This window comes from Oceanobacter antarcticus (assembly GCF_044962685.1).
Classification (GTDB): Bacteria; Pseudomonadota; Gammaproteobacteria; order Pseudomonadales; family Oceanobacteraceae; genus Oceanobacter; species Oceanobacter antarcticus.
The window spans coordinates 1-23,253 of sequence record NZ_JBBKTX010000004.1; the positions used below are offsets into that span (position 1 = coordinate 1).

The 23,253-nt window shown below is 54.1% G+C and carries 18 protein-coding genes and 1 tRNA gene; 1 reads left to right on the forward strand and 18 read right to left on the reverse strand.

The features are described from left to right. Nucleotides 1-109: 109 nt before the first annotated feature. The gene (locus WG929_RS04040; protein ID WP_416205013.1) at nt 110-361 is read left to right on the forward strand and encodes a hypothetical protein; all 252 of its coding nucleotides are present in this window, start codon (nt 110-112) and stop codon (nt 359-361) included. 182 nt (nt 362-543) lie between these two features. On the opposite strand, the gene WG929_RS04045 is transcribed toward WG929_RS04040, so the two are convergent. The 18 genes from WG929_RS04045 to WG929_RS04130 form a co-directional block, all read right to left on the reverse strand. After that, on the reverse strand, nt 544-990 hold the full coding sequence (locus WG929_RS04045; RefSeq protein WP_416205014.1) for a hypothetical protein: 447 nt from the start codon (nt 988-990) through the stop codon (nt 544-546). Then, a complete protein-coding gene (locus tag WG929_RS04050; protein WP_416205015.1) occupies nt 980-1,561 on the reverse strand; it encodes a type II toxin-antitoxin system MqsA family antitoxin in 582 nt (193 codons plus the stop codon). Before WG929_RS04050 ends, WG929_RS04045 begins: the two co-directional genes overlap by 11 nt. A gap of 2 nt (nt 1,562-1,563) precedes the next feature. Next, a complete protein-coding gene (locus WG929_RS04055) occupies nt 1,564-2,016 on the reverse strand; it encodes a hypothetical protein (protein WP_416205016.1) in 453 nt (150 codons plus the stop codon). A 101-nt stretch (nt 2,017-2,117) separates the two neighbouring features. Further along, complete coding sequence (locus tag WG929_RS04060; RefSeq protein ID WP_416205017.1) at nt 2,118-4,208, reverse strand: 3'-5' exonuclease; 2,091 nt, start codon at nt 4,206-4,208, stop codon at nt 2,118-2,120. Between the two features lie 44 nt (nt 4,209-4,252). Continuing rightward, the gene (locus WG929_RS04065; RefSeq protein WP_416205018.1) at nt 4,253-7,324 is read right to left on the reverse strand and encodes a site-specific DNA-methyltransferase; all 3,072 of its coding nucleotides are present in this window, start codon (nt 7,322-7,324) and stop codon (nt 4,253-4,255) included. Further along, nucleotides 7,321-10,485: a BPTD_3080 family restriction endonuclease gene (locus WG929_RS04070; protein ID WP_416205019.1), complete on the reverse strand. Its 3,165-nt coding sequence runs from the start codon at nt 10,483-10,485 to the stop codon at nt 7,321-7,323. The genes WG929_RS04065 and WG929_RS04070 overlap by 4 nt, the downstream gene beginning before the upstream one ends. A gap of 264 nt (nt 10,486-10,749) precedes the next feature. Further along, a tRNA-Arg gene (locus WG929_RS04075) sits at nt 10,750-10,826 on the reverse strand. 111 nt (nt 10,827-10,937) lie between these two features. Next, nucleotides 10,938-12,749 (reverse strand): SWIM zinc finger family protein, encoded by a 1,812-nt coding sequence (locus WG929_RS04080; protein WP_416205020.1) that lies wholly within the window; start codon nt 12,747-12,749, stop codon nt 10,938-10,940. Between the two features lie 147 nt (nt 12,750-12,896). After that, nucleotides 12,897-13,598: a hypothetical protein gene (locus WG929_RS04085; protein ID WP_369856640.1), complete on the reverse strand. Its 702-nt coding sequence runs from the start codon at nt 13,596-13,598 to the stop codon at nt 12,897-12,899. 60 nt (nt 13,599-13,658) lie between these two features. Further along, on the reverse strand, nt 13,659-14,624 hold the full coding sequence (locus WG929_RS04090) for an NAD-dependent epimerase/dehydratase family protein (protein ID WP_369856639.1): 966 nt from the start codon (nt 14,622-14,624) through the stop codon (nt 13,659-13,661). Nucleotides 14,625-14,628: 4 nt separating this feature from the next. Continuing rightward, entirely contained in the window at nt 14,629-15,618 is a 990-nt protein-coding gene (locus WG929_RS04095; RefSeq protein WP_369856638.1) for a fumarylacetoacetate hydrolase family protein, read from the reverse strand. A gap of 73 nt (nt 15,619-15,691) precedes the next feature. Continuing rightward, nucleotides 15,692-16,468, reverse strand: a complete 777-nt coding sequence (locus tag WG929_RS04100) for an SDR family NAD(P)-dependent oxidoreductase (protein ID WP_369856637.1) — start codon at nt 16,466-16,468, stop codon at nt 15,692-15,694. A 1-nt stretch (nt 16,469) separates the two neighbouring features. Continuing rightward, nucleotides 16,470-17,054, reverse strand: coding sequence for a cupin domain-containing protein (locus tag WG929_RS04105; RefSeq protein ID WP_369856636.1), 585 nt, complete (start codon nt 17,052-17,054; stop codon nt 16,470-16,472). 101 nt (nt 17,055-17,155) lie between these two features. After that, nucleotides 17,156-17,965 carry a cyclase family protein gene (locus tag WG929_RS04110; protein ID WP_369856635.1) on the reverse strand — a complete coding sequence of 270 codons (810 nt, stop codon included), beginning with the start codon at nt 17,963-17,965 and terminating at the stop codon, nt 17,156-17,158. 167 nt (nt 17,966-18,132) lie between these two features. After that, nucleotides 18,133-19,263 carry an FAD-dependent oxidoreductase gene (locus tag WG929_RS04115; RefSeq protein ID WP_369856634.1) on the reverse strand — a complete coding sequence of 377 codons (1,131 nt, stop codon included), beginning with the start codon at nt 19,261-19,263 and terminating at the stop codon, nt 18,133-18,135. A 5-nt stretch (nt 19,264-19,268) separates the two neighbouring features. Continuing rightward, nucleotides 19,269-19,655 carry a Rieske (2Fe-2S) protein gene (locus tag WG929_RS04120; RefSeq protein WP_369856633.1) on the reverse strand — a complete coding sequence of 129 codons (387 nt, stop codon included), beginning with the start codon at nt 19,653-19,655 and terminating at the stop codon, nt 19,269-19,271. Continuing rightward, nucleotides 19,652-22,036: an efflux RND transporter permease subunit gene (locus WG929_RS04125; RefSeq protein WP_416205021.1), complete on the reverse strand. Its 2,385-nt coding sequence runs from the start codon at nt 22,034-22,036 to the stop codon at nt 19,652-19,654. Before WG929_RS04125 ends, WG929_RS04120 begins: the two co-directional genes overlap by 4 nt. Beyond that, nucleotides 22,033-23,103, reverse strand: coding sequence for a WD40/YVTN/BNR-like repeat-containing protein (locus WG929_RS04130; RefSeq protein ID WP_416205022.1), 1,071 nt, complete (start codon nt 23,101-23,103; stop codon nt 22,033-22,035). The genes WG929_RS04125 and WG929_RS04130 overlap by 4 nt, the downstream gene beginning before the upstream one ends. Between the last annotated feature and the right edge of the window lie 150 nt (nt 23,104-23,253).

A 23,253-nucleotide genomic window follows, 5' to 3' on the forward strand; every position in this document is an offset into this window, starting at 1 on the left:
CAAAGGTTGATGTGCTGCTGCCATTGTTCGGATTTAGTCATGAGCTGTCTCGTTGAAGAATTTGAAGACAGCTTAGAATGAATTGAGTAGTGATTTTAGATGGGGTTGTTTGAGCGTTTACTTTGAAGAAGTCACCAGGATCAGCAAGTCACAAGTTAACCTGTCGTTAAAGCGGTGTTTTGATGTTGGACTGCTCCGTAACGACCGCAAAACCGGCCTGCCACGGGTAAATACCAAAGCGCTGCTGGGGTTTATTGTGTTTGGCTTGAAGTACGTCTTCCCGGCCAAGCCCGCTGAAATTGTACGAGGCGTCGCCACCGCGTTTGCCGCCCCGGTACTGGAGCAAAAGCTGATTGGTTGATGCCATACGTATTGGCCAACCACGCGAAGCCAACCTGGCAACCAGTTTGTGCCATTCGATATATGGATCTAAAAGGCTTTCTGGATCATAGACGGCAGGTACTGAATCATCGCGACAGCGAAACAGGCTTCCAGATTCTGAACGAGTGTCTGGATACCGCACGATCTTTGGCGAGTACAGTGTCAGGGTTCAACCCGAAAAGAAGGAAGAGTCAAAGGCCCATACAAGCAGCGTGAGGTTAGCAAAGTAACCTGTTCCCGAATCGCGCCAATCACCATGGAAGCGCCATTCACACGCACCAGACTATCCCGCTTCTCCTCATTCTCCATAGGGCGCATTTCAAACAGCGCTCTGGCCTCGATATCCAGAATATAAGGACAAACCTGGGATTCTTCGTCTTCATTAAAAACCTGGAATATCACGGCAATCACATACTGAAAACGACCATTCTCCAGCTTCTCTGCTGGGGTCACGTCAATATGGTGGCCCAAACGAACACCAGCAAAATCAAACTCAGGCGCCCAGATACCGTCTGGAAATTTTTCGCTGTTCTCAGCCTCGACATGCACACGGACAAACAACAGTTGTTTTAATTGCAAAGGTGAAGCCGTCAATACGTCAGATGGCATGCTGATACTCCTCATCGGGCAACTCAAAACAATCCGAGTTGGAAACTGCAACCAAACGCAATGATTCTCGAACGCCCGACAGGTTAGAACCAAGTGCCGATGACACATAAGAACGGGATTGAAAACTCGCCACCAGATGGCTGTGATCTTTCAACTCAACACCGGCTTCCCTGGCCAGGTAAGCGGCCACCATAGGAAAACGCTTGCTGACCTTCAGCAGATTGTTCATAGGTTCGGACTGCACCACATCGTCGTTTTCATACTTGGAGAACGCCACAGGGCCACCGCCAAACATACGGGCCGCCTGATCCTGATTCAGCCCAAGTGATTGCCTCATGGCTTTCACATCAGCACCAGTAATAAGACCATCAGCCTGTTTTTTAAACGCGATCATGGCACGCTTGTTATCACGCATCTGAGCAGCGGTTGCAGTTTCACTACCGCATTCATCGCATTCGGAATACAGACTCTCGATCTGACCTGCGTGACCAGCATGCTCAACCTCGATCATTTCGGAACGAGCGTGAAGATGGCCCTCATCACAGATAGGGCAAACAGGTAAGTCTGACATATTCATCTCCTTTCTTCGGAAAGATGGCAAGAAACGATCAGAATCAACTCTGGTTGGGAGTTCTCCTCCTTTGGCCGTTTCAAGGCAAATTTCACATAGTATTCAAAGCGCATGTCCTTGCGCGCATGCGCCACCCACTCAGACCGGAACAACCGATAGGCATCGCATGCAACCACCAGCGTTGGAGATTTTCCCTGACACCATTCGGATCCAAGGAATGTTCCTGAAATCAGCGCTGTGCGAATCAACTCAGGGACATCCTTCTCCAGATCAAGGCTGAGACGCTCAAGATCCTGAACGCACTTTTTTGTAAATGGAGAAGGCGTCTTACCACAATCCAGAACAGCCAGCACTTTTTCCCTTGGATACAAAGGCCCAGACGCAATGATTCTGGGTTGCAGATCTGTAGGTGGCTCACTTTGATATGCACTTATGTTTTTCAGAGTATTTACCATAATGGTAAGTTCATCCAGAGTCGCGGCATATTACGCTGTGCGACTTTTGTGTCAATAGTCCGTTAGTGATCAGCAATCATGCCGATTGATCTGGTTTATGGCTACTCGACCAAATCATCCAGATAGTCCGATGCCATTCCTGCGGAGGTAATCACCAGCTCATCACGAGCACGGGTGCAGGCGACGTAAAGCAAGTGACGTTCGGTGTCTTCGACTTCCTTCATGGCCTGAGTATCGTTCATCACGGCTTCCAGTCGTTCTTCCAATGGCAGTACGTCATCATCACAGGCCATTAGCACCACGCATTTAAATTCCAGACCTTTGGCCAGATGCATGGTGCAGAGAGAGACCTTGCCTGTAACCCACTCCATGGCACGGCTCATGGCGTTAAAGTCGGCTCCAGCTGCGCCGAGTGCGGCTTTGGCGCGTTCGTACTGTGCTTCGCTGCGCACCATAATACCGATCTCTTCCGGGGCGATATTAGCGTCGAGCCAGCTACGGATTTTTTCACCGACGAAGGCGTTTTCTTCATCCTGTTCGTCGAACAGTTCAATCACCGGATCTGGCCCGTTAAACAGCGAAATCGTACCGCTACGATCATCGGTATTGCCATCGCTGTCGCTCATCTCGCTGTCAAGCAATTTGTCGGCCTGACGGCGGATCTGGTGAGAAGTGCGGTAGTTGATTTTCAACGTACTGGAGCGGCCACGCAGGTCGATGCCCAAGGCTTTCCATGAGAACCCCGGCTGGAAAATCCGCTGCCCCAAATCCCCGGCGAAGAACAGGCTGTTGGGACGATTCTGACCAAGTGCGGCGATCAACTTGAGTTGGGCGATGGTCAGATCCTGGGCTTCGTCGATCAGTACATGATCGAAAATGACCCTGTCCCGCTGTGCCAGCGTTTCGGCTAAACGGGTGTACATGGTCGCTTCAGTAATCAGGCTTTGTTGCTCCAGCCCTTGCCAAACCCGGTTGAAAATAGCCCAAAGATGTTGGCGTTTGGCTTCGCTCAGGCGACTTTTACGGCCTGTGCGTTTAGCGTCACGGTAGGATTCCCAATCCCGTAGCTGCGAAGCGTCGATCAGATAATTCCACTCATCCAGCAAGAAGCGCGGTGGATAGTCTGAGCCTTCGGCCTTGGCTGCGCTGGCAAGCAATTCAGCAACCCGACCTTCTGTGGCCAACTGAAACTGACCAAGGTTCGCCTTATAGAGTTGCGCGGCCTTTTCTTTTACCGAATACACTTCCAGCCGCTCACCCAGGCTGAGCTGGCGATTTTCGGAAATCAAACGTCCTGTCAGACCACGCAAGCGATTCGCCAACAAGCCGGAATAAGTAGCCAGCAGAACCCGCTTTTCATCGCTCTCGCAGACCAGATGCATAGCGCGATGTAATGCCACAATGGTTTTACCGGTACCCGCAGAACCCGTAACCCGTGCCGGGCCTTTAAAGTCACGTTCGACCAGATCCTGCTGGCTGGGGTGCAAAAATAGCGTCCACTTGTCCCAAGGGTAATCCAGCGCCCGTTGCAGTGCTTCAATATCTTCCAACACCCGAAAGCGGCGCATGGCATCCGGGTGGTTGAAGGGATTGCTATTGGCCGCGGCTTTCTTGGCCGGTTTCGGGGTTTTACCTTCGTGAATTTCCAGCAGAGCTTCTGAGGCTTCGGAAGGCAATACATCAATCAGATCGACCAATTCATCCTCGGTAGAGACCGACAGCACCGCAGAAATCCAGTCTTGCGGAACACCATAGCCCAGCAAAGTGGTTTCATTCTGACCGATAAAAATTGGATCGGCTGCTTTGGGATACTGAAATGGCTCTGGTTCAGTCTGCTCTTCTCGCTGAATTTCCCTAACTTCTACAAGCTGAGCAGCCCCCGTGGTCGGGTGGGTTTCCAGCTTGCGCTTTTCGGCCCAGCGGTAAGCCTTGTCGTGGTGATCGACGTAGCAGAGCAAAATGCTGCCCTCGGTACGATGGAGAACAATGCGCAGATCCATATTGGCACTGGCCGACCAGAAGTTCGGGTCTTTGCTTTTGTCGATCTTATGCAAACGCAGACCCGTGGGTGCCGAGTCCAGCGTGTTCATATACATATGCAAGTCGAAAGCGGCTTGTTTTACCGCTTTTTGTTCCTGATTGGTCAGCTTGCCAAGACTGCTGGCAAAGGTATCCGAGGTACGAAATTCCATCTTCTGCTACTCCGTCGAGATGGGTTAGATCTTACAAGCCAGGCTCAAACGACAAATACCTTCATCACTTCGTCGCCGAGGTGGTTGATGACTTTTACCGCGATGCGACCACTGTGAGGCTTGGCAAAAGGCCGCGACAGGTCGCTGTTGAGGCTTTGCCAGGCGTCGATATTGATTTCGGCTTTCAAGGTGGTTTTCAGCGATTTGTACGGATCACTGGCGCCGAGGAAATAAGCCTGACGCACAAAGAAGCTGGCTTCGTTGTAGTCGGTGTCGATAAACCAGCAGGCAATGCCATCAGCGTTGTCGCTGCGTACCTCGCCAGTGGAGGGGTCAAACACATCCACCCCGTGCAGCTTGACCTGATACTGGCCGTTGTCGGTGGTCAGAATATCAATATCCGGCTCGCCGAAGATCACAAACAGGTTGGCCTTGTCGGTGTCTTTGAGGTCGGTGGCCATATGTAGATCAGCGTTCATCCGTGCCTTGAGTACTGGTAAAAAGCCGAGTTTGTTGAAGTCGGTGGTGTGGGCTTCATAGCTGAAGGCACAGGCGATCAGCATATCAAACCCGCCATCGGCAGCTTCACGGGCGGCAGCGGCCAGATCAGCACGGGAGACGGTGCCAAACTCCGGGCCAACAAAAATCGCCGCACGCTGCTCTTGCGAGCTGCCTTTATCGGCTGCTTCTTCATTAAGAGCCACTCGCCCCACCGCGCTGATATAGGCACCGGGCCAAATTTCCAGGCTGCTGAACTCGATCTTGTCTTCTTTATGAGCTTGCTGCACCCCGGCGACCTTGAGGGTGTCCAGCATGATATTGAGGAAGGTCTGGGTGTCGGCGTAGGCCTCGCTTTGATCCATCAGCGGGTCGATCAACTCGTCGTTTTCATCCACGCCCAGAGCGCGGTGTGGCGACAGGCTCTCCACGGTAAATGGCCCTGCGACGCGCACTCGCTTTTTGTCTTCGTAGGGCTTGTCGTAGAGGTATTCCTGATCGGCACGGGCGGCAATAGACGCATCCATCTGCTGCTGGCGCTGAATGCGCAAGGCCCACCATTGAGCGTGCAGCTCGATGGCTTTTGGGTTAATGGCAGAACCGGCATCGGCCCAGAGATCAAAGGCTTTTTCGGGTACCGAATCCAGTGAATAGTACTGGCCGGTTTTCCCTTCTTTGGAAGAGCCAAAGCGCGCTTCATTCAATTTGTTCAGCGCCGTGAGCAGCTTTTTCTCGGTGATGCTTGCGTCACTGTCGGCAGCAGACAACATGGCAACCAGCTTGGCGTGTAACTTGCCCTGATCCTCCGGCCAGGGGAAGCCGGGTTCACGGGGAATTTGCCACTCTTCAAAATCGGTTCCCAAGGTATCGTTTAGCTGACTGCGCAAGGTTTCCAGCTCGGGTTGAAAGCGCTCCCAGATTTCGTCGATCTCCGGGTTATTGGCAATGCTTTTCAGGGTGATATGGGGCACACGCTGATAAACAAATCCGAGATTAATCCGGCCTCGTGGCAGCGCAGTAGATTTGGCGGTGCGAGTGACTTCTGCTTCTTTCTGCTGACCTTCCGGGCTATCCGCCAGCAAATAATAGGGGTAACGCGCGCCCATAATCCGCGCCCGTGCCAAAGCCAAAGACACTCGCGAAGTATCCAGCGTAATCCAGCGACGGCCCCATTGTTCCGCCACATAAGCCGTGGTGCCAGAGCCGCAGGTTGGGTCAAGCACCAGATCACCGGGGTCGGTGGTCATTAAAAGGCAGCGTTCAACTACTTTCGTACCCGTTTGAACAACATAGACTTTGTCTAAAAGAAAGCTTCCCGTTTCAGTGTCCGTCCAATTGTTTCCAAGTGTGGTTGTCGATGTATGGGAATAAAAACGTCTATAGCGAAGGTTATCTCCTATTGGATGTAACCAACCGATATTTTTTAACCGGGTCATGCCAGCAATATTCGTTTTCCATTGGCGGTTGTGGCCAGGGTGGTATTTCTTACCATCAAACTCAAACTCGAAAGTAGCTGTATTACTGAATCCAGCTCTTTTCAAATCAGCAACAGTGAAAGGCTCAAAACCATTAACTAATAGTTTTTTATTTCTCAGATCATCCTCTGTTATCTTCCGCGTTATCCAATTGCCTCTGTCCAGAATCTGCGTGTATTGGGCTCCTGCACCTTCTCCTAGTTCTTTTTCTTTCAAAACAGGGCGAAATTTCAGGGAATCTTTGTTTTTTGCATACCACAAAACGAAATCACCAGTGGCTGGCATAATTAGGCTTGTATCCCCAGCAGTTTTTTTAAAGAAAATCGTCCGACAGCAATTTTCTTCGCCAAAGACTTCATCCAATAGAACCCTTACCCGATGCACATTTTCATCGCCGATTTGCACAAAGATGGAGCCGGATTCGGTCAGCAGGTCTCTGGCCACGGTGAGGCGGTCGCGCAAATAGGTCAGGTAGGAGTGGATACCATCGCGCCAGGTATCGCGAAAGGCTTTTACCTGTTCCGGTTCGCGGGTGATATGGCTGGCGTTGCCGTCTTTGACGTCGCGACTGGTGGTGGACCACTGGAAGTTGGAGTTGAATTTGATGCCGTACGGCGGATCAAAATAGATGCATTGCACCTGGCCGCGCAGGCCTTCGCGCTCCGCCAGTGAGGCCATGGCTTGCAGGCTGTCGCCGAGGATCATGCGGTTCGACCAATGCTGGTCGTGCTGGTAGAACTCGGTCTGGGCGTCGGCGTTGGGCAGGCCGTTAAAGTCGGCGAACAGATCCGCTTGCAGGTCGTCGAAGTCGTCTTCTAGCTCGTCGCCTTGTTCCAGCATCTGGCTATGACGCTTAAGGTCGTCGATCAGTACCTTGGGATGCACCTTTTCCTGAATGTAGAGCGGCGGCGCATTGACCACCAGATCCGAGCTGTTGGTGAGGTCTTTGCCGCGCCAGACCAGTTGCGGGTCGAGATCCGGGTTTCTCTCGTAGGTGACTTTTTTCGGCAACTGTTGGTCTTTTTCCATCAGCTGCTGCATTTCGGCGGAGGGAATATTTTTGCGGTTGGCTTCGCTATGGGTGATGGCGCTGACGCCGCCATCTGAATGGTTACTGCTGCTTTTACTTCCGGGCTTGCTCATGCCTGCTCTCCCTGCGCTTTGTTCTGTGTTTCGCTTTCAGCCTTGTATGAATCCGGGGTGGCTATCAAGGGTGCGTTTGGCTGCTGTGCCTTGGCGATGCCCTGTTCAATAGCGTTGCTCAGTGCTTCACTGAGTTTCTGTTCAAAGTCATCTTGCATGGCAAATACGTCGGTTAATTCCACAAAGGCCCAGCGGCCGTATTTTTGAAGTTGATTCACACCCGGAATCCAGTAGCTGTCCATGGTGAGTTTTTTCTGTTTTGCATCTTCACCGCGGTAGCCTTTGACCTCTACGATCAGATTCAGATAGTCCGGCACCTCGACCAGTTCGCCGGAGGCATCCGGCTTTGGTGTGGTCTGGCCGTCGTCGATCTTGAGGATAAAGTCGGGGATATAGATGCGCTTGCTGCCGCCCATCTCGTAGGGCACTTCAAAGCCCAGGTTATGGTTTTTCACGTAGGCCTTGACCCGCTCGTGGCGTTCGACCACGCGGCACAGCTCGGCTTCCCAACCGCTGTCCAGTACCACATAGTTGATATGGCATTTGTTGGCTGCGGTTTCCCACAGATCGTTCTTGCTGGTGTTAAAGGACAGATGGGCGGTGCTGCCAATGGGGTTATAAGGGTCGGCCACGGCCAGCAAGGTACGTTCCTGCTGTAATCCGGTATGAACGATACCGGCGATAATGCGCTCGCAAGCCAAATCCGCCAGTTCCGGATAGAGCAGCTGTGCCGGGTAGGTATCGCCAACGCAGGTCAGGCATTCTTTGAGCCACTGTTTAACCAGACGGCGAGCATTCTGGAACAGGCCGTTGGCGGGTTGTTCGCCGGCTTTAGCCAGCTTGCGTACCAGTTTGGCCGCCAGCTCAAAATTCAGAGTGGATGAGCGGACTTCGCTCAGGTGGCGCACATTCAATTCAACGGTCTGGCCAACAATACCGGCTTGTTCGGTGATGGAAGGGCCAACCAATTCCGGGGTGAGTTTGAGTTTGTGGTCGTCGTTAAACTCGGCTTTTAACCCGGTGTCAGGAATATCAATACGGTAGCCCTCTACGCGCGGAAACTCGATACTCAGAGCATCGCGCTCTGGCGACATCGCTTTGATGCGCGTGGTCGGTTTCGGCGGCTTGGGATCGGCCTTGATCGGCTGGCTGGCAAAGTCGAAGGGAATACCCAGTACGTCGGCGTATTCGGCATCGAACTTGCCTTCTTCATTCAGCTGATAACTCTGACGACGCAGCGCCCTGCCCATCACTTGTTCACACAGCAATTGGGTACCAAAAGCTCGTACACCCAACACATGGGTTACGGTATTGGCGTCCCAGCCTTCGGTCAGCATGGAGACGGATACCACACAGCGGATGGATTCACCGAGCTTGCCTTGCTGACCCACTGTGTTCATTACTTCGCGCAGCAGGCTGGCTTCAGTGATGTTATCCGCCTGTTTTTGGTCACCGGTACGTTCCAGAATCTCACGGCGGAACAGCTCGATCTCTTTACCTGCGGCTTTACGGAAGTTGTCGTCCAGGGCATCGCCGGATTCCAGCTGACCACTGTCGATCAGCAGAGTGCGCGGGCGACCCAAGACGTTGCCGTTTTCATCGTAGTTGCGGAACAGCTCCAGCTTGCCTGGTACCACTTCGATATCGCCATTAGCATTGTCACGCTCATAACCGGAGATATAGTCGTACACCAGTTTTGAGGTGGTAGTGTTATTGCAGACCACGATAAAGCAGGGCGGCACAGGGATATTGGCCTTGGCCCAGATGTCGTAGGTGGCCTTGTAGTGGCCATACAAGGCGTCGAGCGCGCCGTTTAACAGCGTTGGCAGCTTTTGCGGGTCCAGTACACCGGCTTTGCCTCTGCCCTTTTTCGGCATTTGGGTTCGGATGTGTTCCCATAACTCACGGTATTTGGGCAGTTCGCCATCGGGCAGGTTATCAGCCACAGGCACCCGCGGCAGTTTGACGATGCCGCATTCGATGGCATCCATTAGTGAGAAATCGCTCATGGTCCAAGGGAACAGAGTGCCTTCGGAATAACCAGAGCCGCGCAGGAAAAACGGCGTAGCGGACAAGTCGATCACACTCACTTTCTTGAAATGGCGATTAGCGGCTTCAATGCCGGAGATCCACAAACGCGCCGCTTCGTTATTTTCCTTGGCTTCGTTTTTGTCGTCGCCAGTGAGCTTACCTTCTTCGTTTTCAGTGGGTGGTCGCTCACGGTAGCAGTGGTGAGCTTCGTCGTTGATCACCATCATGTGCTTCATACCCATTAACGGCTTCAACACCCGGCTTAGCATCTGGCCTTCGGTTTCCACGGTTTGCAGTGCGTCGCCACGCCCTTGCAGAAACTCGCGATTACCTTTCGATAGCTCGATTTTTTCTTTCAGTTTGAAGGCGTGGTAGTTGGTAATCACTACTCGGGCTTGCTGGATTTCGCGCAGAAATTCCCTCGGTACCAGATTGCGGGTTTGGTAATAGTTTTCCGGGTCGTTGGGCAGCAGTACCCGCAAGCGATCACGAATGGTGATGCCGGGCGCTATCAGTAAAAAACCTTTGGTAAACCTTGCGCTGTTTGGGTAACGCACTGAGTTAATGGTTTGCCAGATAATCAGCAAGGCCATCACTGTGGTTTTACCGGCACCGGTGGCGAGTTTCAGTGCCAGACGCAGCAGACCCGGGTTTGAACCCTCGTTGGCATTTTTCAGATGGTCGAGAAAGTATTTGCCGCGTACCGAAGCACGTGGCGCAACCTCTGTGAGCCAAATGGCGACTTCAGCCGCTTCAACCTGACAGAAAAATGGGCGAATACCGGAGAAGTGATCACCACGCCAGTGCTTGAGCAGACGGGCGGTTTCAGCGGTGACTCCCCACTTTTCTTCTGGCAGTAGACGCCATGCATCAATTTCCTTACGCAGGTCATTAATAAAGGGCATGGGGTCATAGTTGTCATCTGTACTGACGTCAGCCTCAAAGTTCAGTGAATCCTGTGCTTTGGGTGCTTTCTGGCGTTTGGCTTTAGGTACAGGAGTGATATAGCTTGCCGAGCGCCTGCGATTCACTTCTTTTATCGGCTGACCGCTTTCATCTAATTCCCAATGACGATTGGGGTATTCATAAGGGCTATTTAGGATAGGATGTTCGAAAAACGACTCAGACACCGGAGTTTCCTTCTACCGATTCACTTGCTGGATGCCAGAGATATGCAAGACATCACCACAATATAAAAATGTGAAAAGAGTAACATTCCTGGCATAAAGCGTAATCAAAGAATTAGATGGAATAGAAGGTTCTCTTGATCGGTAGCCTTTTGAGGCAAAGTCAAAATCACGATCACCAACGAAACCATCAGTAAAACCGTGCGCACTGAATGGTTACCAAGCAAGAAATGTTAGTAGGTACGATCGCCAGAACGGCTTTGAGAATGGTCCGCCCGAGAGGATTCGAACCTCTGACCTTCGCCTCCGGAGGGCAACGCTCTATCCAGCTGAGCTACGGGCGGTCGATGAGTTCAGGCTAGGATTACCTGAATCAAGGCCGCGTATTGTATCTGCTTTTTTATGGATGCTCTACTGCTACCTGTTAGTCTGGCCAAATTCGCTCTTTTAGGTGGTTATTTCAGGTAGTCGCTGAAGTGTCTTTTTAGTCCAGCGACGAAGTTGGTTTTGCGGCGGTTGGTTGCCTCCAGTTCACGCACCAGCTGGCGAAACCCGTCGTCTCCGTCGCTGCCCCACCCTTGTTGCAGTTGCTGCAGAGCTTCTACGGCTTCGGCATAGGCCTGGTTATGGGTAATGGCCACCCGGTCGTTTAATGCGCTGGCGGCCAGGGCGATCACGGTATCTGATGCCTGTTGATAGTTGGCAGGCTGCTTCAGGGTGTTGATCATGGCTGTCATGCTTACCGGTTGCTGTTTGACCCAGGCCAGGGCTTGTTCCGGTTGCGAGGTGGCCAGGTAGAAATTGACCATGTCGTCGGTCACGGCGCGCATCCTCCAGCTCGGTTTTGAATTGGCAGGCTGGGTGAGTGCTTGACGCAAACAAGCGTCGGCCTGAGCTTGCCAGTCGGCTGGGACGCTGGCCTGAAGCGAGTAGTCTTCCACCAGCGCATTGAGGATTTTCCAGTCCTTGTAGCCGGGGCTTTGCTGGAAGTTCTGCCAGCGCTGCTGCCAGACGCTGACGGCCTTGCCCGACGCCAGATCGATGCGTTGCTGCACGTCGTCAAAGTGGTTTCGGTTATGCTCGTCATGTGGCAGTGATCTGGCTCGTAGCAGGAAGTCTTCTGCGCTCAGTTCGTCATCCAGATTCAGACAGCCTTCGGCCAGGCGTAGGCACTCCCATGCGGTGGTGGCTGTTTTTTCGTCGATGGCCAACCGTTCACGGGGGCTTAATGTCGGTGCCGGTCGACTGGTCAGTAACCCGGCGAGGTTGTGCAGGCGCTGATGGCGGGTTCTCTGGCGGTAATCGCTGGCAACATCAATGCGATCAAATTCTGCTCTTACCTGTTGGTAAAACGCTTGTTTCTCTCCATCGGACAGTTCCAGCTCCGCCACCGATGGGAACAGGTCGCTGTTGTCCAGTTGTTGGTTGAGTAACCAGGTCAGCTTACATTCTTGTGGCCAGTCGAGCCGGGCAACGTCGCGGCTGATTGCCTTGCCCAGGGTGTATTCCAGCGCCTCTCGAAAACCACCCGAATCATCAATTTGTTCCAGCACGCTCCCCAGCCGTTGTAAGGCCTTGGCGCTCCAGTTGAGCGCAGTCTCGGCTGGCAGGTTGGCGATGTGGTCGATCACCGGCTGTAGCTGTAACAGCGCGCGGTCAAAATATTGCGCCACCTTGCGGTATTCCCACAGGCCCGTGCGTTTTGGCAGGGCTTTGGTGATGTGTTTGTTTAATGCGGCAGGCGTGGGTGGCGAGAGCGCCAGTGCTGCCTGAATCGCCAGTTCGGAACGCAGTTCGGGGTGTTGGCTGGCCAGTCTGGACAGGCGTTCGATGAGCGCGGCGCTAGGCTGTTGTTGAAGCCACTGTTGTATCTGTTCCAACTCGGTGTCTTTTTTGGCTGGCTTGCGTGGCGCGGTGTTTGCGGAATTTTTTGCAGAGGTGTTATCAGCGGCATTGTTCTGGTTATCGCCTGGCCCGCTGACGTCGTCTTGCAAGCTGTCCAGATATTCGAGGCAAGTCGCGACCTGATGTTTGCAGATCGGCTGGTAATCGGCAGCCGGGCAGGTGCAGCGGTGGTGCAGCAAACTGCCGTCAGCAAAAGTGAGTGTCACCTGATAACGCCGGGTGCCCTGTACATCCGACGTCACCGTGATCCGATCATGGCTGTTTTCCGAATGCAGCGCCTGCACGCGATCCTGTTCCAGCAGGTCGGTACCTTTTTTAAATACGCTATCGCCCGCCAATTGGCGAATCTGGTGCAGGTTCATCTGGTTTTTGCTGTCGTCGATAGAGGTTGACCACAGATTATCGGCCAGCAACGCGTCTTGCCAGTATTTCGGTTATCAGCACTCAACAAAAGCGCTTTTGCCGCGCCATCTGCTGAGGAGCAGGGAAATCTCCAGTAGACGTTTGTTTTAGTCAGCCACGTCAACGATGCTGTTGCGATAACGAGCCACCAGATCGGGTATCCATTGCTGTTTCTCTCCGGTGACATGGGTACGGATAAAGCGGTATTTGGTGAGAATGTCTTGTATTTTTTGCTGTTCTTCCAGGTTCTGGTAGTCCTTCGATTCCACCGCCTTGATGCACCTTTGCAGTATCTGGTCATCCAGCAAACTGAGTGCATCCGGGTCTCCACCCAATAGGTAGAAATTCAGTGAACCGAATACCTGGGCCTGATAGGCCAGGTTCTGCATGGAGACCGAAACGGCAACGTCGTTGAGAATGGAGCGGTCGGAATCCTGCGGTTCCAGGCTAGCCAGAAACTCATCCAAAGCGGCATGGGTTTGCAACATCTTGTTCATATAGATCGGGAACAGGTAGTCCAGCTCTGGAGCCAGCTGGTCGACATCTGTCACTGCCGCCTCCAGGTCGCTGACCAGGGTCTGGCTGCTGGCAAGGGGGCCGAAACGGTTTGCAGCCGACCACGAAGACAGAGTAACAGCCAGCTGATGATACTCCTCTCGTAATGCCGGATCCTGATTGCTGTACCTGGGGTTGTGGTAAAGCAGTACATCACTCACCAGCCGAAACGCGTTCATTCGCATGCTAAAAACGTCATCTGCGTTGGCCACCAGCCAGCTCAGACACAGGATCAATCCGATCAGATACCTCATGATAATCACCTTATTGTTATTATAGTTGGTGCGTCCCTGCTGGTTGCCAGCCATGACCAGTCATGCTGTCAGCAAGGCATCCCGTACCAGTGCATCCAGGTTAGCATCGGCTTTGAAACCGGCCGTGTCTGCATGCCCTGAGAGTAAAGGCGGGAAACGCCCAAACAGGGTTTCTATCCGCTTATTCGGGCTGAATTGCACCAGCTCCATGGCTGGCACCTGGTATACCCTGCCCACCGCTTGTGCCAGTGCTTCCATGGTGCAGACCTGGGTTGGCAAGGTGAATGTGCGCTGGCCCGCCAGCTGCTGCGCCGGCACCACAGCGCCATGAATCAGGTTGTCGATCACGTTGGTTAGGGAGGAAGCCCAGATTGTTGCCGCCGCCGCGGTTGGGCAGACAAACGGGCGTCCAGCCGCGAGTTCACGGATAATATCGCTCATAAAGGCCGATAACTGGCCGGTATTGGCTGGCGGACGGGCCAATACACCAGGCAATCGCAAGGAGCGGCCGTCAACCCAGCCCCGGCGGCTGAAGTCTTCCAGCAGAATTTCCCCGATGCGTTTTTGTGCGCCATAGGTCATCAGCGGGCGGGCCGGTGTGTCATCGGATACTGGGCCATCCATCGTGCCAAAAATGGCAATACTGCTGGCAAAGACAAAGATGGGGGCTGGCCCACCGGCTTGCTGCTGGGTTTGCCCCAGCTCCAGCAAGGTCTGGGTTGCATCCAGATTCACTGCCCGAGACAATTCGTAGTGGGTTTCTGCCATGCCACCGGGAATGCTGGCGAGGTGAAACACCACATCCATCGTATCGCTGGCGGGAAATTGCGACACCAGCCAGTCCTGGTCGGCGATGCTGCCAGAGCGCTGGCTGACCGCCACATCACCACTCAAAACGTTATCAAACGACAGATCCAGCAAGGTCAGTCGCGTTATTGTTCTGCTACCCAGCGTCCCCATACCACACAGACGCTGCGCCAGAGCCTTGCCGACAAAGCCATTGGCTCCAGTAATTACTATATGCATGGTTTCAGTCCTTGGTTAATGCAACAACGCGCTGATCGATAACACCAAAGGGGCCGGCATCACCGTTATCAAACATGGCCTGCATCCGCACCCGGTCGCCAAACTGCATAAAAGGTGTTTTAGCGGCACCCTCATCTATAATTTCAATGACTCGCCGTTCAGCAATACAGGCTGAGCCAGCGGCACGGGATTGATTCGACACCGTGCCAGATCCCACCACACTGCCCGCTGACAAGGTACGGGTGCGAGCTGCGTGAGCAATCAGTTCACCAAATGAATAATGCATTTCGCGGCCATGGGGTTCGCCAAAGCGCGCACCATTCCACTCGACCTTGAGGTGCATATTGACCCGGCCATTCGCCCAGGCATCACCCAGTTCGTCAGGAGTAACGGCAATCGGGGCAAAGCTGCTGGATGGCTTGGCCTGCAAAAAACCGAAGCCGGTTTTCATTTCGTGGGGGCCAAGTGCCCGTAAACTCCAGTCGTTGACCTGGACGATCAAACGTATCTGTTGTTCTGCGGCTTCCGGGCTGCAACCCATCGGAATGGCTCCCACCACCACACCAAACTCTCCTTCGAAGTCGATGCCGTATTCTTCGCTGGCCATGACCATATCGTCCATCGGGCCATGAAAATCGTCACTGGCACCCTGGTACATCACGGGAATGGTCTCGAAGTGAGGGATACGTTCGGTATTAAACGCACGTTCCATCAGGTAGCCGTGATTCAGGAAGGCCGAGGCATCCAGCCATTGCGGTGCACAGGGTAACGGCGCAGCGCATTGGGCCGGGTCAAACGCAAAGGCACCAATAAAAGTGCCATCGTTGAGACGGCTATAAATTTCTTCCAGCTCTGGCTGACGGGTATCCCAGCACTCCAGCGCAGAAAGCAGATCCGGCGCAATCATAGAGGCATCGGCCGCCAGAGTCTGGTCGCGGGATACCACAACCAAACGACCGTGTTTACGTGCAGATTTGAGTGAAGCCAGTTTCATAGTGTGCTCTTCTTATACTGGTAACAAAAACGTGGAACATCTCGGTCAGCAACCGGCTACGCACCAAAGGCGGTCAACCGCCGTCACTGATCAGGGTTCCGCCATCCACCACCAGGGTTTGCCCGGCGATAAAACCACCCGCACGGCTGGCCAGCATGATGACCACTCCGGCAATTTCCTCTGGCTCGCCAACCCGGCGTAACGGTGTGGCCGCCAAGCGACGCTCCATAAAAGCACGGTTATCGATCAGCGCTGTCGCCAGCGGGGTACGAATCAGACCAGGGGCAATGGCATTCACCCGCACCCCGGATGGCCCCCATTCCACAGTAAGATTGCGCGCCAGCTGCGCCAGTGCAGCCTTCGACAAGCCGTACAGGCCAATCGCCTTGTTGCCGCGTAACGCCGCGATGCTGGCCATCAGAATGACCGAACCGTCACCACGTTCAGCCATCGCCGGAATCAGTAAGGCAGTTAATCGTTGAGCACTGCGCAGGTTGATGTTCATCACCTGCTCCCAGTCATCATCCGAGACCGCTGCTAGCGAACCGGCAGGTCCCTGAATACCGGCATTACACACCAGCACATCCACCCGGCCACACAATGCCAGGGCATCAGTGACCAGTTGGTTGATGGCGACCGGGTCTGCCAAGTCACACCCCAGCGCATGGGCGATTCCTCCCTGGCGACGAATGCTGTCGGCGACAGCGTCACAGACTGTCAGATCGATATCCGAGACAATCACCGTCGCTCCATGGGCAGCCAGCCCGTTGCTGATGGCGTTGCCCAGCCCACCGCCAGCACCCGTGACCAGAGCAACCTTGCCAGTCAAGTCAAACAGCGTAGAGTCCATATCAACCGTTCCTTTTATCCAGGGCCGCAGCGATCTCTGCTTCGTACTTGCCATCGACCAGTACAAACAACATGCGACACATATTGCCGGAGCGATTGGCCCAAGCGTGGTTGGTGCCACGCTGCACCACCACACTGCCCTCACGCAATTCAACCTCGGAATCATCCAGCACCAGTGTCATGGCGCCTTCTATCACAATGCCGTAATCAACCGATTCGGTACGGTGCATCAAGGGATGGGGCGAGTCGGTTTTTACTGTAGAAGCGGCTTCATCGCCGATTTCGTTGAACGCATCTTTCATACGGCCGGCGCCATTTGCGAGATAGTCTTCCGTGTCGGGGGGAATATCCACAAAGCGAATACGAGTACCATTACCGGGCGGCGGCAAGACCAGTTCCCCCACTGTCGGATCGGTGTCGTTATTGATGCTGACCGGCGTTGCCGAGGTACTCCAGACTTCATGGAACACAGTACCGGGAATGGCCGTCAACGGTACAACGGTGGCCAATGGGCCATCCAGAATAGCGACGGCCTTGCCGTCTGCATCGTGACCCGTAACGACTCGGTGAATATCAGGAAAACTCATAAAAAAACCTCATTGCGCGGTGTATAAAAACGATTTTTTGGGATGCCTTGGGGGTGTCCATCCAGCACGGTCAATTCGCCCTGCTATCTACGTTGCCAGCGTTAGTTCTGTTCATCGTCGAAGATCGCGACCGCACGCGTCCAGCCCGCTGATGCGCCGCGAATCTTGTGCGGGAAGCAACTGATCATAAATCCATGAGAGGGTAGCGCTTCCAGGTTATGGAGCTTTTCCAGATGGCAATAACCGATATCACGGCCTGCTTTGTGGCCTTCCCAGATCAGCGAGGTATCGCCGGTGGCAGCAATACGTTCGGCGGTATAACTGAAAGGCGCATCCCAGCTCCAGGCATCGGTTCCAGTCAGGCGTACGCCACGCTCCAACAAATACATGGTGGCTTCGTAACCCATACCACAACCGGTATTGACGTAACCTGGCTGGCCATAAGCCATCCCCGCACGAGTATTCACCACCACAATATCGAGCGGCTGAAGGTCGTAGCCAATCCGCTCCAGTTCGGCTTCAACATCCGCTGCGGTGACCACATAGCCATCCGGAAAGTGGCGAAAATCCAGTTTCACACCGTTCTGAAAGCACCATTCCAGCGGTACTTCATCGATGGTGATCGATGGGCGCGAGCCGCCGTTTCTGGCATCCTGGGTAGAATGAAAATGGTAGGGCGCATCCAGATGCGTGCCGCTATGGGTGGACAGGCTGACCCATTCTGCGGCAGCGGCTTCGCCCTCTGGATAGTCTTCCGGACTGGTGCCCGGTATTAACCGGGTAAATTCGCCAATGGTATCCTGATGGGTCTGATAGGTGATTTTAGGTGCCAGGGCAGGCGGATCAGACAGCACATCATTTTCAAGATAAATCGACAAATCAACAAATCGGCGCAAAACGTTAACAGCCATGGTATTACTCCTCAACGGCGGTATGGCGATGGCTGACAATCAACAAATCGGCGCAAAACGTTAACAGCCATGGTATTTTTCCTCAAAGGCGGTATGCCGATGGCTGACATGGCTGCAACCAATACACCCTGATGTCAGCCATCCAGCACAACCAGTAACAAAGCCAATCAAATAGGCTGTGCTAACGTCATCATCGAGGTTTTCATGATGCTGGCATGTTCGGCCTTGTCACCACCATCAATCTCGATCTGACACAGGCGACCAGAGTTTTCCACCACCATGCGGCAGCGTTCCCAGCGGCGTTCATGGAAGCGATCCAGCGCCACTTGCAGATCGGTATTACTGGCCAATTCCTCACCCAGCACGATGCCGCTTTCAATACCGATACCGGCACCGGATGCCAGGTGCGGTGTGGTGGCCGCCACGGTGTCACCAATCATGACCAGACGACCCCGGTTCCAGGGTGTCGGCACCAGCAAATTGGCTAACGGACGATAGTCTATATTGGCAGTTGCAGCATGAGCCTGAGGTATCAGATCCGTAATCATCGGGTCGGAAAAACGGCTCATCAGCTCAGCAAACACATCTGGCCAGGTCGTCGGATCAATATATTCCTTGGTCGGACGGTCTTCGGTAATAAACATGTACATCTGGGTTTGGGATACCGGGTTAATGCCCAGCTTCAAATGCTCTGCCAACCACATACACGGCCGTTCCAGCTTGGCCGGACGTGTCATCACTGCACGCCAGACCCCCTGCCCGATATACTCAGGTTTTTTGATTTCCGGGAAGAACCGCTCACGCAGCGACGAGTGCACGCCATCAGCGCCCACGACCAGATCATAGCTAGCGCTGCTACCGTCGCTAAAGCTGACATCGACATGGTCACTGTTTACGGTCACATCGCTGAAGGTGCATCCCAGGCGTACGTCAACACCGCTATCACGGGTCGCTTTGGCCATGATCCGGGCCAGTTCCGGACGCATGGCACCGCCACCACCGGCCACATTGGAGCCAAGCGGCTGGGGTGTTGGCAGAGTGGCAACGAGTTGGCCCGAGGCGGTACAGATATCCACCCCGTCAGACACAAACCCGGTTTCCAGAAACTCATCATAAAGACCAAGCGTTTCCAGAGCTCGCAAAGTCGCACCATTAATGGTGATACCGGCCCCCAAAGGGCACCATTCCGGGTCAATCTCGATCAGATCAACCTCAATGCCACCCTTGCGCATCTGGATGGCGGCGGCCATTCCGGAAAACCCGCCACCAATAACCAATACCTTGTTAACTGCACTCATCGTTATTACTCCTTCTTATTGTCTTGTAATGGATCCACCACGACGATATTGCCGTCGGGAGTTTCAGATACATCCACTGGTTGAAGTTGTTGGCCAACACAAGGCCCCTGGATACACATACCTGTGTCTGGCTCGAATAAAGCGCCATGGGCATGGCAGGCGATATAGCGCCCGGCCGCATCCAGATACGCGTCTTTACGCCAGGCCATGGGCGCGCCGTTGATATGGGGACAGGCATTACGCCAGCCATACAGCTGCCCAGCCCGACGCACCACAAACAGGCTGTCGCAGCCCAGTTGCAGCGGGTCAAACCCGCGCGACTGGCCTTCTGCTACCATCTCACTGCGGCACAGCAGCTGGGGTTGAGGCTGAGATTGCTGTCCGCTGCTCACCGTTGTGATTCCGGCTCAGCAGCAGGTTTCATCAGAAAGTGCGCCAGCGCCGGGATCAGAATCAGTGCCCCCAGCATGTTCCAGAGAAACATAAACGCCAGTAACAACCCCATATCAGCCTGGAACTTGATCGGACTGAACACCCAGGTCACCACACCGACGGCCAAAGTAACACCCGTTAGTATTACCACTTTTCCGGTAAACTGCAGCGCCCGTAAATAGGCTTCCGACAGGCTCGCTCCAGCTCGCAAGCGGGACATCGTGACCGACAGAATATAAAGCGCATAATCAATACCGATACCCACGCCCAGTGCGATCACCGGCAGAGTAGCGACCTTGACACCCATTCCCAGCAGAACCATCAGGGCTTCAGCCAGAATTGAGGTCAACATCAAAGGCAAAATGGCAACAACCACGGCACGCCAGGAACGGAAGGTGATAAACGACAGCAGAATCACCGCGCCGTATACCAGTAACAGCATATTGCGCCAGGCCTCCTTGACCGCGATGTTGGTTGCCGCCTGAATACCGGCACTGCCTGCGGCCAGCAAGAAAGTGACGTCTTCACGGTTGTTGGCGGCGGCAAACTGTTCAATATGATCCACCACCCTGGTCAGGGTGTCCGCCTTGTGATCCTGCAAATAGACGTACAAGGTCAACAGCGAACAGTCGTCGTTATACAAACCCCGTGGCGCGCCAGCGGTAATAAAATTCAGCATATTCTGGTTGGGTAACAAGCCGTACCACAGCGGATTACCTTCGTTCAGGCCCGACAGCATACGACGCGACATCAAGGCCAGAGAATTGGTGGTTTCCACACCGGGCAGCTGGCGCAATTGCCACTCCAGCAGGTCAACCGCTTTGAGAATGCCGTACTGGGAACAGAACCCGGCGGGGGTTTCAATCATCACCGCCAGTACATCACTGGAGGCACCGTAATGCTGATTCATAAAGGCCACGTCGCGGTTATAACGACCGTCAGGGCGCAGCTCCGGGGCACCCTGATCGAGGTCGCCAATTTTCAGCTGGGTACTCAGGGCACCGCCAGCAATGGCCAACGTAACCCCGGTCAGAATCGCACCGATGGCCCACTTCCGCCGGGTAAAGCGATCCAGAAACACCCACAAACGCGCTTCGGCAGAATGACTCTGGTCTTCATTCTCATTGGCGACACTGCGTTTGGCGGCGCGCTCACTGACCCCAATGTAGGAGAGCAGGATTGGCAGCAGAATCAGATTGGTAAAAATCAGCACGGCAACACCGATCGAGGCCGCAATAGCCAGCTCGCGAATCACCGGAATATCAATCACCAGCAGTACGGCAAAGCCCACTGCATCGGCCAGCAAGGCCGTCAGTCCAGCCAGAAACAGCCGGCGAAAGGTAAAGCGGGCGGCAACCAATTTGTCAAACCCCCGCCCGACGTCCTGCATAATGCCATTCATCTTCTGGGCACCGTGGCTCATGCCAATGGCAAACACCAGAAAGGGCACCAGGATGGAATAAGGATCCAGCGAGTAACCCAGTACCGGCAGTAACCCCAGCTGCCATACCACCGCCGTCAATGAGGCCAATACCACCAGTGCGGTAGAGCGGACACAACGGGTGTACCAGTACACCATGGCAGTGGCAATGGCGACGGCAATAGCAAAGAACATCAGAACCGATCGCACGCCATCAATCAGATCGCCAATAACCTTGGCAAAACCGGTGATGTGGATCTCGACGCCCTGTTGCTCGTAACGGCCTCGAAGCTCTTCAAGCCGGGTGGCAAATTCAGCGTAGCTGATCGGATTCCCTTCAGCATCCTTGTCAAGCAGCGGCACATAAATGGTGCTGGAGCCGCTATCCAGTGCCACCAGTTGGCCGATTTCGCCAGAACGGTTAACATTGATCGCCAACCGTTCCATGCTGGCTTGCGAACCATCGTAGCCGTCTGGAATCACCGGGCCGCCTTCCATACCTTCTTCGGTCACCCCGACCCAACGGGTCGACGGCGTCCAGATTGACTTCATCTGTACCCGGTCAACCCCTGGCAGCAGAAAGATCTCATCGCTCATCTGCCGCAAGGTTTCCATGTACTGGGCGTCGTAAATGGTGCCGCCCGGATTGGCGACAGCCACACGAACCGAATTGCCCAAGCCGTTCAGTTCACTCTTGTAAGACCGATAATTAGTGACGTATGGGTGATGAGTTGGCAAGGTCTTTTCAAAACTGGCATTCAATTCCAGCCGGATTGCCTGAGAGGCCAGCAACAACGTGATCAGGGCGCACAGCACAACCACGACCAGGCGGTTGTTAAACAACAAACGTTCGATCAAAGATCCGGATTTAGGATCGAATTCGCCGCTATCGGCGGGTGTACTTGGAGTGGAATATTTCACTGCACGTCTCCAGACTCAACCAAGATAATTCCCCGCACACTGGCCGCGAGCAGTCCACCGTCCTGGGTTCGGACAAGATGATTCAGGGGTGGGAGTTTTTTATTGATAACCGGCAACAGCGCGCCGTTGGTTTCACGCAGGATTTGACCCGCCTGATTAATCAGCAACAACTCGCCATCCTGATAAAGCGACGAGGTAATGGTGGCCGCCACCGGGTTGCTAATCTCTTGCCAATGTTGACCGGCATCGGCGGATACCAGGGTATTGCCCTTCAATCCAGCCAAAACCAATCGACCACCGGCAGTGATTTCACCAGTAAAGAAACTGCCAGGATAAGGTGCTTCCAGTTCACTGAAGGTGTGACCGTTATCAACCGACAGCTGCACCAGGCCCTGTTCGCCAAATACCAGCCAGCGCTGCCCTTGCTTGCGAATACCGTACAAGTGCATGCCCATGACATTATTCAAGCGCTGCGCCCAGTCGCTCCAGGTCGCCCCGCCATCGTTACTTTCCAGCGCCAGACCGTACGCACCGACCACAATCAGGTGCTTCGCGCTGAGTACCAACAGGTCAAATAAAGGTTTGTCGGGGCCATCCTGAACCAGAAAATTGGCCGCCCGGAGTGCATGATCATTGCCAGAGGCTTCCGCTTCCGCCAGCAGGATGCGAGCTATTTGTTCACCCGTCAGCACCACCTGCCAATGTGCACCACCATCAGTGGTGGCTAACACCACGCCAGAATGTCCCGTGGCATACCCGGTATTGGCATCAAAAAAATCAACATCCGTCAGAGTCACACTGACGGACACCGGTGCCTGAATCCAGTGCGTGCCACGATCGCCCGACAGCAGGATCAGACCCCGTTCACCGACGGCGATCTGACGTGATCCCGCGAGCGCAACCGAGGTCATAAACGAATGGGCATCTGCCCGGCTTGATAGCGCCGGTCGATCCCAGGCATCCGCCACTTCATCAGGGTTTTGTTCTGCCGCCAGACACGGGCTACCGAGACCCGCCAACGCCAACAGCAACGCCAAAAAGCCATGCTTCGATGCCACTGCCATCATGAACCAGCCACTCCTGGCGCAGAGCGGAAAATAACCCTTGCCTGCCAGGCTAACGAAGCTTTTCTATATGTGTGTGCCATGACGCTACCTCGATACAAAACTGTTTATTGTTATGTGGTGATGCCTGCTGGCGGTTAAGACCGCCGCTCA